Origin of the sequence: Lelliottia sp. SL45 (genome assembly GCF_026672535.1) — a bacterium.
Classification (GTDB): Bacteria; Pseudomonadota; Gammaproteobacteria; order Enterobacterales; family Enterobacteriaceae; genus Enterobacter; species Enterobacter nimipressuralis.
Genome location: NZ_JAPPRH010000003.1, coordinates 1,450,669 through 1,469,057 on the forward strand (window position 1 = coordinate 1,450,669; position 18,389 = coordinate 1,469,057).

17 protein-coding genes are annotated in these 18,389 nt (G+C 56.1%); 8 read left to right on the forward strand and 9 right to left on the reverse strand.

Going from position 1 to position 18,389, the window contains the following annotated elements:
* Positions 1 to 25: 25 nt before the first annotated feature.
* From OVA10_RS13055 to OVA10_RS13065, 3 genes are read right to left on the reverse strand one after another with little or no spacing between them, the layout of a single operon-like run.
* Positions 26 to 208: a DUF1869 domain-containing protein gene (locus OVA10_RS13055; RefSeq protein WP_095282123.1), complete on the reverse strand. Its 183-nt coding sequence runs from the start codon at positions 206 to 208 to the stop codon at positions 26 to 28.
* Positions 209 to 212: 4 nt separating this feature from the next.
* On the reverse strand, positions 213 to 566 hold the full coding sequence (locus OVA10_RS13060) for a DUF1971 domain-containing protein (protein ID WP_268196099.1): 354 nt from the start codon (positions 564 to 566) through the stop codon (positions 213 to 215).
* Between the two features lie 28 nt (positions 567 to 594).
* Complete coding sequence (locus OVA10_RS13065) at positions 595 to 921, reverse strand: DUF1971 domain-containing protein (protein WP_100780036.1); 327 nt, start codon at positions 919 to 921, stop codon at positions 595 to 597.
* A gap of 249 nt (positions 922 to 1,170) precedes the next feature.
* On the opposite strand from OVA10_RS13065, the gene OVA10_RS13070 reads away from it, so the two are divergent.
* On the forward strand, positions 1,171 to 1,344 hold the full coding sequence (locus OVA10_RS13070; RefSeq protein WP_095284283.1) for a GhoT/OrtT family toxin: 174 nt from the start codon (positions 1,171 to 1,173) through the stop codon (positions 1,342 to 1,344).
* A gap of 85 nt (positions 1,345 to 1,429) precedes the next feature.
* Positions 1,430 to 2,188, forward strand: coding sequence for an alpha/beta fold hydrolase (locus OVA10_RS13075; protein ID WP_268196100.1), 759 nt, complete (start codon positions 1,430 to 1,432; stop codon positions 2,186 to 2,188).
* 31 nt (positions 2,189 to 2,219) lie between these two features.
* Here the strand turns inward: OVA10_RS13075 and OVA10_RS13080 are convergent, their stop codons facing one another.
* From OVA10_RS13080 to OVA10_RS13090, 3 genes are read right to left on the reverse strand one after another with little or no spacing between them, the layout of a single operon-like run.
* Positions 2,220 to 4,394, reverse strand: a complete 2,175-nt coding sequence (locus OVA10_RS13080) for a virulence factor SrfC family protein (RefSeq protein ID WP_268196101.1) — start codon at positions 4,392 to 4,394, stop codon at positions 2,220 to 2,222.
* Positions 4,391 to 7,372 (reverse strand): virulence factor SrfB, encoded by a 2,982-nt coding sequence (locus tag OVA10_RS13085; RefSeq protein WP_268196102.1) that lies wholly within the window; start codon positions 7,370 to 7,372, stop codon positions 4,391 to 4,393. The genes OVA10_RS13080 and OVA10_RS13085 overlap by 4 nt, the downstream gene beginning before the upstream one ends.
* Before the next feature lie 4 nt (positions 7,373 to 7,376).
* Positions 7,377 to 8,723 (reverse strand): SrfA family protein, encoded by a 1,347-nt coding sequence (locus OVA10_RS13090; protein ID WP_268196103.1) that lies wholly within the window; start codon positions 8,721 to 8,723, stop codon positions 7,377 to 7,379.
* 283 nt (positions 8,724 to 9,006) lie between these two features.
* Between OVA10_RS13090 and OVA10_RS13095 the strand changes: the two genes are divergently transcribed.
* On the forward strand, positions 9,007 to 10,605 hold the full coding sequence (locus tag OVA10_RS13095) for an ABC transporter substrate-binding protein (protein ID WP_102103796.1): 1,599 nt from the start codon (positions 9,007 to 9,009) through the stop codon (positions 10,603 to 10,605).
* A 109-nt stretch (positions 10,606 to 10,714) separates the two neighbouring features.
* Complete coding sequence (locus OVA10_RS13100) at positions 10,715 to 10,948, forward strand: YdcY family protein (protein WP_102103795.1); 234 nt, start codon at positions 10,715 to 10,717, stop codon at positions 10,946 to 10,948.
* A 3-nt stretch (positions 10,949 to 10,951) separates the two neighbouring features.
* On the opposite strand, the gene OVA10_RS13105 is transcribed toward OVA10_RS13100, so the two are convergent.
* The gene (locus OVA10_RS13105; protein WP_102103794.1) at positions 10,952 to 11,401 is read right to left on the reverse strand and encodes a DMT family transporter; all 450 of its coding nucleotides are present in this window, start codon (positions 11,399 to 11,401) and stop codon (positions 10,952 to 10,954) included.
* The gene (locus tag OVA10_RS13110) at positions 11,398 to 11,916 is read right to left on the reverse strand and encodes a GNAT family N-acetyltransferase (RefSeq protein WP_248858534.1); all 519 of its coding nucleotides are present in this window, start codon (positions 11,914 to 11,916) and stop codon (positions 11,398 to 11,400) included. Before OVA10_RS13110 ends, OVA10_RS13105 begins: the two co-directional genes overlap by 4 nt.
* Positions 11,917 to 12,064: 148 nt before the next feature.
* On the opposite strand from OVA10_RS13110, the gene OVA10_RS13115 reads away from it, so the two are divergent.
* The 3 genes from OVA10_RS13115 (at position 12,065) to OVA10_RS13125 (ending at position 14,670) form a co-directional block, all read left to right on the forward strand.
* Positions 12,065 to 12,640 carry a helix-turn-helix domain-containing protein gene (locus tag OVA10_RS13115; protein WP_100780044.1) on the forward strand — a complete coding sequence of 192 codons (576 nt, stop codon included), beginning with the start codon at positions 12,065 to 12,067 and terminating at the stop codon, positions 12,638 to 12,640.
* Between the two features lie 65 nt (positions 12,641 to 12,705).
* The gene (locus OVA10_RS13120) at positions 12,706 to 13,743 is read left to right on the forward strand and encodes an NADP-dependent oxidoreductase (RefSeq protein WP_268196104.1); all 1,038 of its coding nucleotides are present in this window, start codon (positions 12,706 to 12,708) and stop codon (positions 13,741 to 13,743) included.
* Between the two features lie 258 nt (positions 13,744 to 14,001).
* On the forward strand, positions 14,002 to 14,670 hold the full coding sequence (locus tag OVA10_RS13125; RefSeq protein ID WP_100780046.1) for a GntR family transcriptional regulator: 669 nt from the start codon (positions 14,002 to 14,004) through the stop codon (positions 14,668 to 14,670).
* Between the two features lie 255 nt (positions 14,671 to 14,925).
* Here OVA10_RS13125 and pqqU read toward each other — a convergent pair whose 3' ends face one another.
* Positions 14,926 to 17,040, reverse strand: a complete 2,115-nt coding sequence (gene pqqU, locus OVA10_RS13130; RefSeq protein ID WP_268196105.1) for a TonB-dependent receptor PqqU — start codon at positions 17,038 to 17,040, stop codon at positions 14,926 to 14,928.
* 269 nt (positions 17,041 to 17,309) lie between these two features.
* Here pqqU and yncE point away from each other — a divergent pair, with 269 nt between their 5' ends.
* Positions 17,310 to 18,371, forward strand: a complete 1,062-nt coding sequence (yncE, locus tag OVA10_RS13135; RefSeq protein WP_268196106.1) for a 7-bladed beta-propeller protein YncE — start codon at positions 17,310 to 17,312, stop codon at positions 18,369 to 18,371.
* Positions 18,372 to 18,389 lie beyond the last annotated feature (18 nt).

Consider the following 18,389-nt stretch of genomic DNA (forward strand, 5'->3'; position numbering starts at 1 on the left):
AGGCGTCATCGCCACCCGGCAGTGTCTACCAGCCACAGACATCATGCTCATTTTCCGTGTCATACGCGCGCACGGTATTGACCAAATCTTTCACAACATCGGCTGCGACATCGGGAATTAACAGCTCCATTGGGGCCTGTGTCTCGTAATCGACCGACACGCCGTTGCTGTTATTCGTGACGGTGACGGTATACGTTGCCTTGCCCATTTTCTTACCCCTTATGTGTATTAACGACTTTTCCCAGGCCCGCGCCTTCAAGATTTGCCTGCGGATCGGCGAAGAAATCAATACTGAAGTAGGTATCGTCGGTCAGAAGCTCAATGCGGTGCCATTTTTGCGGTGGCGAAATGCCAAAAGAACCCGCTTCGATAATCAGTTCAAGATCGGGTTCAGTGGCTTGCGCATCCGGGAATCCATAATATTTCACCGCGCCCTGCATAACAGACAGGCGGCCATACACGCCCGCTTTGGTGTTGTGATGGGTGAACAGGGCCTTCGGTGCGGAGTCTTTGTTCCAGAATGGAGTGGCGCGGGTGTGAACAAAATTTTCAGGAATACGTAGCATAATAAGTTCCTTACGGGCGTTTAAATGCTCAAAGAGATTTCAAAACTTCCGGTTCAACAAAGAAATCGACGTTAAAAATCGTATCGTCAGTCATCGTTTCAATGTGATGCCATTTTTCAGGCGGAAACACGCCGAAATGGCCAGCCTTGATGATGAGTTCGCTGTCAGGGACCGGCGTGAACTCATCGGCATAACCTAAGTAACGTATCGCTCCCTGACTTACCGACAAACGGGGATAAACGCCCGGTCGCGTGCCTTTATCAAGATGGCGCTGGAAAATGCCAGCAGGGGCGGTGTCCTTGTTCCAGAAAGGGGTGGAACGGGTATGAATACAACTCTGCGGAATGCGTAACATAGTTTCTCCCTCTAAAGCCTGCTGTTATTACACCACTTTTCGGGCACAATCATTGTGCAAAATGTGCATATAGGATGCAACTTTAAAGGGGTAGGAAAAGGGGTAACTCAGGCGGGGAATTAACGTCTACGAAATACTTCATTGTTATTAACCATGTGATTTTAGTGGTTAATCTGTAACATTAAAACTTGATCTGTATCAATATATGACGCATATTGCGCGCGGTTATTTATCGATCGAGTGCACAGAATGACGCTTTATCAAAAGATGTTGGTGTTTTACGCAGTCATGGCAGCAATATGCGCCCTGATTACCTGGTTCCTGTCGAAAGACCGTAAACGCATTCGGTTTTTGAGCGCGTTTCTGGTGGGCTCGACCTGGCCGATGAGCTTTCCTGTGGCACTGTTAATCTCACTTTTCTGAAGCACGCTTCCAAAATTTAAAGACAAAATAGCATTCCGCTACGAGTGACTGTATAAATACACAGTGTGTCGACAAAGGAGTGCTTATGAACAGTTTTTACTCGCAGCAAGCCTGCTGCAATGTGCGCTGGCAGGACCTCCCTGGTTCTGGCGATCCCGTGGTCTTTATTCACGGCCTCGGCTGCGCCTCTTCGTATGAATATCCCCGCGTCGTCTGCGATCCGCAGTTTGGTGCGCGTCGGGCCATTCTTATCGACCTTCCCGGCAGTGGCTATAGCGACAAACCTGAACACTTTCTCTATCGCACCAGCGATCAGGCGAAGGTCGTTGTCGAACTACTGAACCATCTCAATATTGACGCATTCTGGCTCTATGGCCACAGCATGGGCGGCAGCATCGCTATCGAAACCGCCTGTCTTACCGAAAACCGAATTCGCGGGCTGATTGTCTCTGAACCCAATTTTCATGCGGGAGGAGGCATGTTCAGCCGCGCGATTGCCGCGCAGAGTGAGGCCTCATTTATTGAAACTGGCTATCACACTATGCTTGCCGCCGAAGCGTCTGCGTGGGCGGGGTGTCTGCGCAGTAATGCACCTTATGCCGTCTGGCGCGGTGCCGCGTCTCTGGTTGCGGGCGTTACCCCTGACTGGAGCGCACGCTTTTTGGCGCTGAAATGTCCGGTCACGCTGCTGTTTGGCGAACTCTCGCTGCCAGACGCCGAGGCCGAAGAGATGCGTCAGCAGGGTGTCCAGATTCTGGTGATCCCTGCCGCCGGGCATTCCATGTCGTGGGAAAATCCTTCCGCGCTGGCGCGCGCGCTTTCGGATTGTGTCTCAGAAGAGTGACAGCCCGCGCCTTTGCAGGCTGTCCTTAGGGTTAACGCAATATTGTTTGTAACGCCTGACGTGCGGCGGGCTGGATATCATGCGGGTGCTGATAGCCAATATTTTCAATCGCGCGGGTATAAAGCGCGACCAGCCAATCGTACACGTACACCGTGGCGGCGTGAACCGGCTGCTCACCCAGTTGCGTCAGTCTTGGCGTTGCGCTGCTGACGACAGGCGTCACGAAGATGGCCTGGCCTTTACGCACGCGGCTTGCGGGGCGAGTCGCCGCAGGTGTTTCAGCGTAGCCCAGCCAGCCGATGAAGTTACCGATGGCCGCATGCAGCTGTGCGGCACTGCTTTTATCGGCTTCTACGATGCGCTGTAACTGTTGCGGCAGATTCAGGCGATAGCTACTGATTACCAGCGTATCGGCAATCTGGGGGAGTGCAGCAACGTCCAGCCCCAGTCTGTTCGCGGCGGCTTCGTTACGGCTCCACTGGCGCAGATGGTTGATCCAGACTCGATGTGCCAGACGCGCTTTATCTTTGGTCTGGAAGACCTCATGGCCTTCGCTAGCGTTGTCGGCAAAGAGATCAATCGCGTCGGTGAACAAACCGTTAACCTGCTCTTCGCGGGGCTGCTGCACGGTAAGCAGCGTTTCGAAGGCTTTCAGCGGTGGCAGCAGCCCTTCAAGCAATTCGCCATGGCGGGCTGCGCTGGATTGTAGTGTGCGCACCATCGCTTCGGCCTGAGTGCGTTGTGCATCAGGCTCAACGGCCATCGGCGCGAGATAGCTTTGCATCAACGCACGAAGCTCGCGTTGCTGAGCGTTTTTCAGCGCTTGCAGGCGAGACTGGCGTTGCGTGGCAAGCGTCGCCTGCGACAGCCACTCCACCACGCGCTGCATGCTGTGCGTGTCGAGAGCCTGTAACGTTCCCCAGCGCTGGCCCGGTTTGCCGAGCAGGTGCTGCACCGCCTCATCCAGATTCTGTTTGGTGAGGAATCGCGCGTCGTGCGGCGTAATGGCCCATACCAGACCAGGCAGGGCGGACTCTTCCGTCGTCTGGGTATCTTTCACCCAGTTCAGCAAGGTTTTCGCCGTTTTTGCCGTTTGCTCGTGGCGGGCGGTAGCATTGCAAATCACCAGCACGTCGGGCTGCATCTGCTGGCGATAATGTTCCAGCAGCCATGTGCATTTGGCCTCTGCAAGCGGCGAGAGATCGGTCTCCGATGGCGCGGGAATATCAATAATATCGACGTTATCCAGCACACCGTTTTCAGCGGGCAGGACCAGTTCGCGTGTCAGGAATGCCAGCACGTCGACGGGAATGCTAATGGCATTCAACATCTCGCCATTATTCAGCGGGTGCAGCACGGCTTCCTGTGCGTCCGGCGCGGTGAACTCTGCGCGAGTGAGGAACCCTTCGCTGGGCAGGCCGAAATTATCGACCAGCAAACTCAGCGGTGCCGCCAGCTGGCGGGAGTGGCTGGTCTGATGCAGCACGTGGGCCAGTTTCAGCCACTGTTGGGTCAGTTCCTGCTGCTCACCCCACAGCAGCGACCAGACGCTGGCGCGAGTGCTTAAATCGAGGGAGGGGATCAGCTGCGCAAACTGATGCCACAGGCTATCGTCCATCTGCTGTTCAGAGGCGGGAACGGTGCTGCGCCAGTAGCGGGCAATGGTCGCCACTTCCTGGGCGGTGATCCCCGGAACGCCTTGCGGCTGGCGCAGGGCACGCCATTTTTCGACACGCGCTTCAATCACCGATTTTTCTACCGGGCGAATCAGCGTGTGCAGCGTGGTACGCGCAATAAACAGCTGGACCAGCTCGGCTTCCGTGACCAGGCTCAGGCGCAGCGGGAAGGCATCGTCGCTGACATCACTGGAGCGCGGCGTGAAACGTACGGCCATGTTCGTCAGGCCATGGCCGGGGTTGATATGGGAAAAATAGTCAAAGGTGCGCTGGCCGGGAGAAACATCCAGCCGACCGTTTCCGCTGCCGCACAGTGACGCCAGGAGATGCGCTTTGGCAGCCTGCGAATGGCCGTAAAGGCCAATGCTGCTGTGTCCGGTCAGGGCGCGGTCAAGCACCTGTCCGCGTGCCTGCGCGCAGGTGAGGCGGGCCAGCAGGGCGTCAGCATCGTTATCCAGCATCGGGGCATGCAGGCGCGTGTCGTTGATCCACTCGATTAACGCCTGAGAGGTGGCAGTCATCGCTGTCATTTGAGATATACGCTCCCGCTGTCGATCCAGTAGTGGCTTCCGCTATGACGGCGGTCGGCCAGGGTATTCAGTTTAAACGTTAAGGCGTCAGGCGGCACCGGTGTCCCGTCCTGGAGCCAGGCGTCGCTCAGCTCAAACGACTCCGGGCCTTCGTGTTTCGTTCCGCCGCGTAGCTGCAGGCGCACGTTCAGCACGCCGTCTCCGGCGATGGCTTTTGCCAGCTCTGCTGAGTTAATGCTCAGCGTATAGAGCGGTGTGGCGGGCCAGCGTGCGTTAGCCAACTGACGGAAGCCGAGCGTCACGTTACCGCGTAGCGGAAAGTGCAGTCGCGCATCCAGCTTCGCGCCCGGCTTATCGAGGTCGATGTCCTGATACCAGACGTTCTCTTCGCGCAGCGTGTTGACCGTATTATCCAGCACGCCGAGATAACGCACGGTGGAATAGGCACCGATGTCGGCAGCTTTGAAATTAAAGCGCGGCAAACGCAGGTCCAGGGCGAGGCTGCACAGCATCGCGCCGACGGCAGCCGTAGATTTTGGATTACCGATACGGCCCTGCTGGCTAAACGGATACCACTCATGTACGCGGTATTTATCCAGCCAGACGATGCGGTTGACCGGCACCGGCTGCAGGTGGCGAATCAGCGCTTGCACCCCAGGCAGACAGCCAGGGCGCCCGGTGATCAGCAAAATATCGCAGGCATAATGGGAAATCGCTTCGCACACGGCATGCAGCGGAGCGGCCAGCGTAAACTGGCCCGCCAGCATCGCGTCCTGCATTTCCTGGAAGTTCACATGCAGCGGAACCGCAAACAGATCGAACGCTGCCGAACCGGCGGGCAGCGCGTGGTCGATCGCCTGTTGCAGATAGTTCATCACGTTGCGGGTCGGCTGCTGTTTTAGCAGATCGCCGAAGGTGGCGTGTAAACCCGCCAGCGGATCGTCGATATCGCTGCTCTCCCAGGCGGCGAGGATCCCGTGCCCAATCGGCATAAACAGCTGCAGCGCCGTCTGCTGGCGTAGCACTGCCTGAGTATCAATGCGCCCGGAGTCGCCAAACAGCGAAGCCATCAGCAGAGAAGCATCGGCGATACCGGATTTTTGCAGCTGCGTTTGCAGGGCGGGCAGGACGTAGCGCTGGATCACGTCCAGCAGCGTGTCGTCGCCCGCCACTTTAAATCCTTCGCGGAACAGCAGCTGCGGGGTGATTTTGACATTGTTGCCAGAGCCGTCATCCAGCTGATAGTGGGTAATCGCCATATCAGTAGTGCCACCGCCAATATCGATGGAGGCCACGCGCAGCGAGCGCCCAGGCTGTGCGCCCGGCTCTACTTCGCGGTCCGGACAGGCGAGAGAGGCGAAGAACGCTTCTGTCTGGCCGCCGAAATGGGAAATGGCTTCGTTGTACAGCCACACGAGCTGTCCGCAGCTGGCTTCGTCCCACTCCATCTGGATAGCGGGAACCGGAACCACGCTCTTATCCTGCTGCTTGCGGCTGGCAAAATCGTCATCCTGCGGGTGCCAGCCCATCGCTTTCCAGACGATGGCGATGGCTTCAAACATGCGGCGGCGGAAAATCTCGCGCTCCTGTTTCGGCATCGCCGAGGGCAGGGTCAGGATCAGGGTACGCAACTGGCGTGGCGAGGCCGGGAAACCCAAACGCAGACGCGTGGCGACGCTGTTGATCTGGCCGAGAGCCTGAGCGAGGAGTTCGCACAGCATGTGCGTCATCAGCGTGCTGCGGCTGTACTGCGGTGAGAAGACCGGCAGACGTTCATCCGGCGGCAGGGTGAACAGCGGCTGCCCGTCATCGTTCATCAGGTTCATCAGCGGGAAGGCGGTTGCCAGCGGTTCCCGCTGGGTTTTGGCATTCATGCTGCTAAAGCGCCAGTCCTGAACTGTCGGGGTTTCATCCCACAGATAGCGACGCGGGCTGGAGATCCCGCTGTTGCCCTCAGTGCCCAGACGCTGCATCGCCAGTTTGCGCGCTTCATCGCCCACGCGCACGATTGAAGGCCAGACAAACGCATCTTCGCGGCCACTTTCAACGGAGAAGTGCTGCTTGCCAAAGCGGGCTTCAGAAAACTCAAGGCGGCTAGTAAATAGCGGCTCATTCAGGAACTGCGGTTCGCTTAAGGAGCGCACCTGCAGTTCGGCGGTCTGGCGTAAGCCGTCATTGGCATCGCCGTGATCTTCAATGATCACGCCGCAGGTGTGGGTGTTGCCGACATCGAGGATAAGATCGACCGGAATGGCGGGCGTACTCAGGGTGTGAGTAACAAATTTCACTTCCGGAACGGCGATCTGCTCGCCCAGCATAGTCATCAGGTTGAGCCAGTGGGCCTGATATTCAAAGCCGCGCATCGCCTGGTGCAGGTCGCGCTCGGAGCGGTTTTCGACGCTGGTGGCGTAGCCGCTGAATGCCTCCCGCAGCCAGCCGTCAATCCAGGTCTGATCGAGAAAACTCAGCACCTCGTCGTCGCGCCAGGCCAGCGCAAAACGGGTGCCGTTCAGAATATCGTTTTCGACCGGTGACAGGCCCGGCGTGGCGTGATCGGCTATCTGGCTGTCCAGCGCGAACGTGACACGGTGGGTGTTACCCGCGCTGTCCGGCGTCTCAAGCTTACGCACCTGCGCGCGCGCCCAGTTATCCGGGCCGTCAACAAAGGTACGCGGCGGATTAAAGCGTAAAAAAGGCACCGGAAGCCAGACGCCATCCAACACCGCCAGGGACTGATGCAGGGTAAACGTGCTTTCCGGTTTCACCACTTCAGGCTGACCGCCGCGTGCAGCGGGCAGGGTGTAGCGGCCATTGACCAGATCGTAATTGAGGCGCAGCAAAGGGCCATTGGCGGTTTTTCGCACGAACCGGCCCAGACTTGCCGTGTCCTGTGGCGTCAGGCCAAAATCAAGAAACTGTACGCCGCTGTTCGCAATCAGCGTGACGCTTTGTTTGTAGTCGCAAAGATTTACCAGCATAGGATCAGGCACCTGCTTTCTTGAACGTCAGCGGAACGACGGTTTTGGCATCATAACGGGCAGTACACTCCGCCACGTCGTTAGTCCCGGCTTTACAGGCGATTTCCGGCATCGGGTAGCGCGAACCGTCCGTACAGCGGGCATTGCCGCGGCTCTTAATCATCAGTTCGCCGTTGCTGTGAAGGCCCGAGAAAATGTCGCTTCGACAAATAACGTTATCGCCCTGAACCACACGAGCGGTCCCCTTGTTGTTCTGAATTTGATAACGCAGTGACGGTGCTTTCCCGGTGATCGGATCTTTCACGTCCAGCATGGCGCGCCAGGTGCCGTTGAGGAATTTCGTTGAGCCGGTTTTTACCTGAACGGCGTCCATCACCATGGCATCTTTTGGGATCGCGGAAATTATCACCGGTTCTGCGACCGGGGCCGGTGCAGGTTCTGCGGCTTTAACCGGCAGAATTTCGGCCTGATGCAGCGGCAGATTCATCGCCATCTCGACCGTTGGTTTTACCGGTTTCGGGGCAATAGCAATCGGTGCCGGAGCAGGCGTTGCGACAGGCTCGGCCGAAGGCGCCTGTTTTGGCCACAGCAGCGGAGTCGCGATGGCCGCGACAATCACGGCCGCCACAGGCAGAGACCAGAGCGGAACGCGGCGTTTTTTGCCTACAACCACAGGCGCAGGTTCTGCGGGCGCGGACACTTCAGGCATCACCACGGGCGCAGGCTCAGCGGAATAGAGGTCGTCCTCTGTCACACGAACCACAGGCGGTGGTGCGATGAGCGGCGCGTCGGCTTGCTCAAACACAATCGCCGGGGCGGGTTCTTCAGGCTCAGGCTCTTCAACTGGCGCAGGCATCGGCTCAGGCTTGAGGGATTCACGCAGGCAATCCAGAACATCCTCGCGCGCGTTTTCATTGAGATTCACAAAACCCCAGAACGCGATAACCGGCTTGCCGTCGACGAGGAACAGGAAATTTTCGCCGGGGAACTGGAATGCTTTTGAAAGCAGGGAACCAAACAGCTGTTGTGCGGTTTTAGGCGACTGGAGGCTCTTTTTGCTCAGCGATTCAACGCTTGAGAGGGTGTTCTCCAGATAGCGCAGGGCGCGAAAACGTGCGTCTTCATCGGCGGCATTCCAGCCCAGAACGTCACCGTCCACCGGTGAATACCAGTCGACACGGTCGCCGCCGTCGTTCACCTGCGGGATCGCCAGACAATCGACGATCGTCTGCTGTTTGCGCAGACGCAGCGCTTCACGGATTTGTAGTGCTGATTCAAATACGGCCTGTCCGCCGCCGCCAACGGCCTGAAAATCATCGAGATTGCCGCTGCGTAAAAGTGTTTTTGCCACGATTTGGTCCTGTAGACTTCTTCACCCCATTACTTTAACGAAATCGTTTTGCAAGCAAACGGACGAGGAGACGCTAAAAGCGGCGATTTCTTAGCGGATAGAAAGGTGCATTAGTGGTTGACGAAACAGCACACTTAAGGCAAATCACCGGGCGATGGCTGGCTGTTAAACCAGCGAAATTAATGGCTTTAGAATATCCTGATAGTGTTTCGTTATTTGCCACCCGCTCAGGGCTGTGCTGTTATTGACGTTCTATATATAAAAATCAAAAAGGCTTATAACCATGACCACAGGGAAAAAGCTGCTCGCGCTTGCGCTGAGTACACTCTTACCGGCAAGCGCTGCCTGGGCGGCAAACACAGATACGATCATTTACTGCTCTGAGGCGTCACCGGAGTCGTTCAACCCGCAAATCGCCAGCTCCGGCCCGTCATTCGTTGCCAGCTCTCAGGTGCTTTATAACCGTCTGATTAATTTTGATCCGGTCAAAAATACCCCGGTTCCGTCGCTGGCAGAATCCTGGACTATCTCTCCGGATGGCAAAACCTATACGTTTACGCTGCGTAAAGGCGTGAAATTTAACAGCAACAAATACTTCAAACCGACCCGTGATTTTAACGCCGACGACGTTATTTTCTCGGTGCTGCGTCAGAAAGACCCTAAGCATCCGTATCACAACGTCTCCCAGGGTAATTACGAATATTTCAATGACGTCGGACTGGATAAGCTGATCCAGGAAGTCAAAAAAGTCGATGATTACCATGTGCAGTTTGTGTTGAGTGAGCCGAACGCGGCGTTCCTCGCCGACTGGGGAATGGATTTCGCCTCGATCCTGTCAGCCGAATACGCAGACGCTATGCTCAAAAAAGGGACGCCGGAAAACGTCGACACCTGGCCAATTGGTACCGGCCCGTACGTGCTGCAGCAATATAAAGTTGATTCTCTGATCCGCTACGTTGCTAACCCGAATTACTGGGACGGCGAGGTGCCAACAAAGCATCTGATTTTCTCGATTACGCCGAACGTTGAAACGCGCCTCGCGAAGCTGCAAACCAACGAATGCCAGATTATCCCTGCGCCATCCCCGGTTCAGTTTGACGTGATTAAGAAGAATAAAGATCTGACGCTGCATTCCGTTGATGCGCTGAACGTCGGCTATCTGGCGTTTAACACCGAGAAAAAACCGTTTGATAACGTGCTGGTGCGTCAGGCGCTGAACTACGCGACGGATAAAACGGCCATTGTTAACGCCGTGTTTATGGGTTCCGGTACGGTCGCTAAATCACCGATTCCGCCGAACATGCTCGGTTTTAACAAAGATTTGAAAGACTACAGTTACGATCCGGAAAAAGCGAAAGCGCTGCTGAAGCAGGCGGGGCTGGAGAAGGGCGCAGAAGTGACCCTGTGGTCGATGCCGGTTCAGCGCCCTTACAACCCTAACTCCAAACGCATCGCGGAGATGATCCAGAGCGACTGGGCGAAGGTAGGCGTGAAGGCGAAAATTGTCTCTTACGAGTGGGGCGAGTACCTGTCCGGAATGCGTAAAGGCGAGCACGACAGCGCGCTGTTTGGCTGGATGTCTGATAACGGCGACCCGGACAACTTCGCCGATGTGCTGCTCGGCTGCAACAGCATCAAGACCGGCTCGAATGCCGCACGCTGGTGTGACAAAGGGTATAATGACCTGGTACAAAAAGCGAAGCTGACCAGCGAACCGGCGAAGCGTGCGGCGCTGTACAGCCAGGCGCAGGAGATTTTCTACCAACAGGCGCCGTGGATTGCGCTGGCAAACGGCAAAACGTTCTACGCCACGCGCAGTAATGTGACCGGGTATAGCGTTAGCCTGATGGGCAGTGATTTCTCCAAAGCGAAGCTGAACTAGCCAGATGCCCGGTGGCGTTGCGCTTATCGGGTCAACTGGACAGTGTATGTGTTAGCCGGGTAAGGCAATGCCGCCGCCCGGCGATATGACTCGATGACAAGGAGTGACAATGTCACATTTAGACGACGTGATTGCGCGCGTGGATGCCGCGGTGGAAGAGAGTGTCATCACTCACATGAATGAACTGCTCATCGAACTGAGCGAAGACAGCGAACTGAGCCGCGAAGATCGCTACGCTCAGCAGCAACGTCTGCGTAACACCATTGCGCACCACGGCAAGCAGCATAAAGAAGAGGCCGACGCCCGCCACGACCAGCTGACCAAAGGCGGCTCGATTCTGTAAACGTCAGAACTGGCGCCTGGCAACCAGCCAGGCGCCAATCACCAGCAGCACCGCACCGCAGACCGGGCCAATCAGCGCCCGCAGCGGGATCCCCTGGCTTTTCAGCACGTCCATCACCAGCCCGCCAATCAGCTGACTGGCGACCAGCACCGCAATCGTGGTGGCTGCACCGACATACTGATAACCGCTGATGCTGGCAAAGACAAAAAATGACCCCAGCAACCCAGGAATGAGCGTCCACCAGCGTATTGTGGACGCCAGCTCGCTGAAGCCCGCCACGCCGTTTTTAATCAGTAATATGCTGACAAACAAGACAATACCGACCAGTGAGTTCAGCAGCATGGCGATCAAAATCGTCGATGACGACTGGGTGATGCGCACCATCAGTGTGTTTTGCACCACCAGACCGATGCCGGCAGCCACCAGAAAGACCAGCGTCAGGGATTGGTTCATCCGATCGCGTCCGGTTCGTGGCGATCGTCGAGCTGGAGCTGCATAAAGGTCAGATCCAGCCAGCGGCCAAATTTGGTGCCCACCTGCGGCATCTGCCCGGTAATGACAAAACCGAGGGTATCATGCAGATGAATGGAGGCCTGATTTTGCGCTTCGATGCCCGCCACCATCACGTGTTTGCCGATGGCGCGCGCTTCAACGATCAGCGTTTTCATCAGTTCGCGGCCAATGCCTTTACCCTGATGGTCGGGATGAACGTAGACCGAATGCTCCACCGTATGGCGGAAACCGTCAAATGCGCGCCAGTCGCCGAAGGAAGCATAGCCTGTGACCACGCCGTTCTCTTCGCTGACCAGCACCGGATAGCCCATCAGCGTGCGCGCTTCAAACCAGGCAATACGGTTTTCCGTATCAACGGTGGTGTCGTTCCAGATTGCTGCAGTATGCAGCACCGCGTGGTTGTAAATCTCGCCGATGGCGGCGCAATCTTCTTTGCTGGCGTGACGGATAATCATCGGAACCTCGGGATCGGTTGTTCACTATAGTGGTACGTATTACTCACAATATTACACAAATGCCGCGCCAGACCGCTACGGCATAAGACATATTTTTTTGTTATGACAACGGCATTGAAATCGGGTCCATACACTATAGTATGACGTCATGAACACTATGCCAGACGATATGAATCAACGGATTAGCGCGCGAATTCGGGTGGAACGCGAATCGCGCGGTTGGTCGCTTAGCGAGCTTGCTGAGCGGGCAGGCGTGTCACGCGCCATGATCCACAAAATTGAACGCAGCGAAAGCAGCCCGACCGCAACACTTCTGGCGCGGCTGTCGGGGGCGTTCGGTATCAGCATGTCGACGCTCATCGCCCGCGCTGAGATGCAGGAAGGCAAGCTGCTGCGCTTTGCCAACCAGCCGGTGTGGCGCGATCCGCAAACGCATTATCTGCGCCGCCACGTTTCACCGCGTACCGATTTGCCAATCGATCTGGTTCAGGTCGAACTCCCCGGCGGCAGCGATGTGCCGATGCCTGCGTCATCCTACGCGCTGGCGCGTCAGCTTATCTGGTTGCAGTCCGGTGAACTGGTTTTTCAGGAGGGCGATACCCGCCATGAAATGCAGGCCGGAGATTGTCTGGAGCTGGGGCCACCTAACGACTGCCGCTTTATCAATGAGACGCAAAACCCCTGCGTGTATCTGGTGGTGCGCCTGAATCAGTCTGGCTCGTAATGATAAGGCAGTTGTCGGCAACAGGCGCTAGTCTCTAAGGACATTTGCGTAATAAGGAGCGATCCATGAGTCAATCTGCAAACACAAACCGCAGCCTTGTGCTGGCGTCTCGCCCACAGGGTGCGCCGGTCGCGGAAAATTTTCGTTTAGAAGAGCAACCGATCCCAACGCCTGCGGACGGGCAGGTTTTGCTGCGTACCGTCTGGCTGTCACTCGACCCGTACATGCGTGGCCGCATGAGCGATGCGCCGTCCTATTCGCCGCCGGTTGAAATTGGCGCGGTGATGGTGGGCGGCACGGTCAGCCGCGTTGAGCAGTCGAACCATCCGAAATTTAAAGCGGGCGAGTGGGTGCTGGGCTACAGCGGCTGGCAGGAGTATGAACTCTCTGACGGCACGGGCCTGGTCAAACTCGGCGATGAGGTGAAACAGCCATCCTGGGCACTCGGCGTGCTGGGAATGCCCGGTTTCACAGCCTACATGGGGCTGCTGGATATCGGCCAGCCGAAAGAGGGTGAGACGTTAGTGGTTGCAGCGGCAACCGGCCCGGTTGGGGCGACCGTCGGGCAGATCGGCAAAATCAAAGGCTGCTATGTGGTCGGCATTGCGGGTGGCGCGGAGAAATGCCGTCACGCGGTTGAGGTCCTCGGATTTGACAAGTGCCTGGATCATCGTGCAGACGATTTTGCCGAACAGCTGGCACAGGCCTGTCCGAAAGGCATCGATGTGTACTACGAAAATGTCGGCGGTAAAGTGTTCGACGCGGTACTGCCGCTGCTGAATACCTCGGCGCGCGTGCCGGTGTGTGGGCTGGTGAGCGGGTACAACGCCACCGGGCTGCCGGACGGGCCAGACCGTCTGCCTCTGCTGATGGCGACGCTGCTCAAGAAACGCATTCGCATGCAGGGCTTTATTATTGGCCAGGATTACGGCCATCGCATTCAGGAGTTTCAGGATGAGATGGGGCGCTGGATCAAAGAGGGCAAAATTCAGTATCGCGAGCAGGTGATCGACGGGCTGGAGAATGCACCTCAGGCGCTGATTGGCCTGCTGGAAGGCAAAAACTTTGGCAAAGTGGTGATACGCGTCGCGAAGGATAACTAATGGTACTCATTATGGCGGGAATCCCCGCCATAATATATTCTTAAAGTTTGACTATAATGTCTTTAATAATACCAGCATAGCTATCGGCCATACCGGATTCGGTGAGCCGAGGGCAAAAAAATGCATAAATTTTGGTTCTTGAATTTTTTAGCGTCATTCCAATACCAGTGTGAAGATACAGGATATATCGACAGGCACTCGTTCAGGTCAAAACGAGTGGATGAATAGCGCTTATTTTTTAAGCTGAAGGAAATGCACATGCTTGAATTGGAACATTTAGAAAAAGCACAACGCCTGAGCCTTACGATGCAAGTTGAGGTGAGCCTGAAAGGGGCGTTGATTGCCGGAGCGCTCAAACCTGGCGCCAGGCTTATTACCAAAGAGATTGCGGATAAATTAGGCACCAGTATTACTCCAGTTCGCGAAGCGCTTTTACGGCTGGTTTCCGCCGGAGCCCTGCATGCCACACCGGCACAGGCTTTTCTGGTACCGGAGATCACCCTCGATCGCTATACAGAAATAAACGCCATTCGTAAGCAATTAGAGTCAATGGCGGTTGCGGCAGCCTGTGAAAAAATGACAGACAGCAAGCTGCAGGAATTACGCGATCTGGCAGAGAAATTCCACGCTGCAATGCGTAACGGCGAGGCGCAGCGCGCCCTGCATGCCAATCGTGCGTTTCGCTTCAGGCTGTATGAATGCGCCCAGATGCCCACATTAACGGCGATGATTGAGCAACTTTGGGTGCGTATTGGCCCCTGCTTCAATTATCTCTACGAAGATGTACACGACATTTCAAAATACTCGTATCGCTACGATGAACTGCTGGATGCGCTTGAGCGCGGCGATGCAGTGGCCTGTGATAAAGCGATTGATAAACTCATTGACGGGTCGACGGCGCTTTTATTGCAGCAGTATTTTAGTTAAGTAATAGTTTAATCACTTTACACTTTTCTAATATAACTATTCCCTGCTTTAACTATTTCCCGGAAGAATTGCTCCTCCGGGAATGTTATTTTCCGTTCATTCTGGCTGTCCCGACAGAAAAAGAGACTGACTGGTTACGCTCTCTGATAAAAGGGGAGTGAATTGTACAACGGCGTCGAAAATACGCGTGCAAAAAAATCCCGCCCTGGTCAGGCGGGATTGGTTGCTATGCTCATTCATCGACGGATTGCGATTTTACTCAAAGCGATATGACACGGACATCCCCACGCCGTAATTACGCCCCGGAGCCGGTTCGTAGTAGCGGCCGTTGGATTCGTTAACGATGACCGATCCGACATACTCTTTGTCGAACAGGTTATCGACGCGCCCGAAGACGTCCATTCCCCAGTTGCCGTAGTTAAATTTGTAGCCCGTATTCAGGCCGACCACGGTGTAGGAAGGGGCTTTGGCGGTGTTTTCATCGTCCGCCATGATATCGCTCATATAGCGCACATCGGAGCCTGCGTACCAGCCTTCTTCCGGCTGCCAGCCCAACGACGCGTAGCCCATATTGCGGGCGATGCCCGGCATACGGTTACCGTTACAGTCGGCGTCGGAACAGACGTTGGTGCGGTACGTTGCATCCAGATACGTCCACGCCATTTTCAGCTTCCAGTTCTCGGCAAACTGCTGATCGAGGGAAAGCTCCACGCCCTGACGACGCGTTTTCCCGGCGTTTTTATAGCTGGTACGGCCGCCGGAACTGGCGTCTACCACAATCTCATCATCCGTATCGGTGCGGAAAAGCGCCGCCGTCAACAGACCATTGCCGACGCGGGTTTTGCTGCCCACTTCGTAAGTATTGTTGGTGGAGGGTTTCAGGCCGAAGTTCAGCCCGCTTTGATTCCCGGAACGGTAGGAGAGCTCGTTGATGGTCGGCGTTTCAAACCCACGGCCTGCCGCAGCGTAGACATTCCACCCATCGGTGATAGCGTATTTTAAAGAACTGGCAGGCAGCCATTTGTGGTAGCTTGCGTCGCCGCTGTCATCCCCGTTGGCGCCTTGCACGTAGTGATCGTTGGAGTCGAACCACACGGAACTGTAACGCACGCCTGCATCCAGGGAGAGTTTTTGCGTCAGTTGCCAGCTGGTCTGCAGATACGGGTCGACGTTCCACATCAGGTTACGTTCGTTGCGGCGTTTATCGCCTTTCACGCCGTACTCCGGCACGCCGTTGTTCATGACGAAGTTCTCGTAACCGCGACGATCTTCGCTCATGTTTTCGTAGTTCAGCCCGGTGGTGAAGGTCACGGGCACCAGCAGTTCGCCGCGATGCGTCCAGCGGGTGTCCACGCCCTGATAGTGGCGCTGCATATCGATCACACCGCCGGAGTGGGTCTCTTTCAGCTGCGGCTGATAGGGAATCGACTGATACTGAGTCATTTCACGCTCACCGGCGTACATCATCACGCTGAGATCGTCCTGCTCCGTCAGCTGGCGCTCGTAGCGCAGGCCAGCCTGGGTCTGCTTGATGGTTTTGCGCGTGTTGTACTGATCGGCACGCGGAGACTGACGCGGGTTATCGCGCCACTCCTGATAATCCAGTCCGCCCGGATCGTTAGCTTTCATGTCGACGCTGTTGAAAATCAGCGTCAGTTTGCTGGCGTCATCAATGCGCACGCCCAGTTTGGCGTTCGCCAGATTTTTACGCGCGCCGCTGTGGTCGCGATAGCCCTTCGTCGTGAAACGGGTCGTCGACACCGTGTAATCCACATCGCCCGCATGGGTGCCGTCACCCATTGCGCCGGTGGCTTTCAGGCCGTAGCGCCAGGTGCCGTAGCTGCCGTAATAGCTGCTCGCTTCAATGGTCGGCGGCTGCTGGCCGGTCTGGCTGGCGATATTGATCACGCCGCCGGAGGCATTGCCGTACAGGGCAGAGAACGGGCCGCGCAGCACTTCGACGCTGTCGATGCTGGAGAGATCGATATTTGAAGTCTGCCCCTGGCCGTCCGGCATGGTCGCCGGAATGCCGTCGACGTACATGCGAATACCGCGCACGCCGAAGGTGGAGCGGGCACCGAAGCCGCGCATGGAGAGCTGCAGGTCCTGAGCGTAGTTCTGCCGGTTCTGAATTTGTAAACCTGGCACGCTGCCGAGCGATTCAGAAAGGTTGATGCGCGGCGCAGCCTGACGCATGTCATCCCCGTTCACGACGCTAACCGCGGCAGGGGTATCGAGTTCAGAAACGGTCTGCGGCGTGGCGCTGACGATCATCGTTTGTTCTTGTGCAGCCAGTGCCGCTGCGGGGGCAAAGATCGTCGGCATCCACAACAGGGTGAGCGTGGCCTGACGGGCAGAAATGATTTTCATGAATAAAGAGCCGGTTGATGAAGAAAACGAACCAAATGGAACACATGTGCGTATGGTAAATCTTTTGTAAAGGTTTTGAAAACTTTAACAGCACGTTGCGTTAACAGAAGTGTAGATAAAAACGAAGCGGGGCGCGAAAGGGGAAACAAAGGCTCCACATTCAGGTGAATAATGATTACTATTCTCAACAATAAAACAGGATGAAGCGATGACTTCGTCTCAGGGAAGCAATGTCGGCATTACACATTTTTTTATCAAAGGGAGTCGTCATGTCATTACGTCATCTGTGCTCACCGCGTCTGCGTGGTTCTCTGCTGTTGGGTTCACTGCTGGTAGCGGGGTCGTTTAATGTTCATGCTGCAGAAGAGATGCTGCGAAAAGCGGTGGGTAAAGGGGCTTACGAAATGGCGGTCAGCCAGCAGGAAAATGCCCTGTGGGTTGCGACCACGCAAAGCCGCAAAACGGATAAAGGTGGCGTGGTTTACCGTCTTGATCCCGTCACACTTGAAGTGACGCAGGCCATTCATAACGATTTAAAACCGTTCGGCGCCACCATCAACAATGCCACTCAGACCCTGTGGTTTGGTAACACCACCAACAGCGCGATAACGGCTATCGACGCCAAAACCGGCGAAGTGAAAGGGCGCCTGGTGCTTGACGATCGCAAGCGCAGCGAAACCGTGAAGCCGCTGCAGCCGCGCGAGCTGGTGGCCGATGACACCACCAATACCGTCTATATCACCGGTATCGGCAAAGAGAGTGTGATTTGGGTAGTGGATGGCGAAACCCTGAAACTGAAAGAGACCATTGCTAACACCGGCGCATTCAGCACGGGTCTGGCGCTGGATGCGCAGGCAAAACGTCTTTACAGCACCAACGCCGACGGCGAGCTGATCACCATCGATACGACCACGCACAAAGTGCTGAGCCGCAAAAAAGTGCAGGACGACGGGAAAGAGCATTTCTACCTGAACCTGAGCCTGGATACCAAAGGGCAACGCGCGTTCCTGACCGACTCCAAACAACCGGAAGTGCTGGTGGTGAACCTGAAGGACGCAAGTGTGATCGAGAAAATCGCTGCGCCGGAATCGCTGGCGGTGCTGTTTAACCCGACGCGCAACGAAGCTTACGTGACGCACCGCGAAGCGGGCAAAGTCAGCGTGATCGACGCGAAAACCTACAAAGTAACGAAAACCATCGATACGCCAACCTTCCCGAACAGCCTGGCGCTGTCCGCTGACGGCAAAACGCTGTATGTGACGGTGAAACAGAAATCTACCCGTCAGCAGGAAGCCACCCAGCCTGACGACGTGATCCGTATCGCGCTGTAAAGCGAGTGTGGTAGCGCC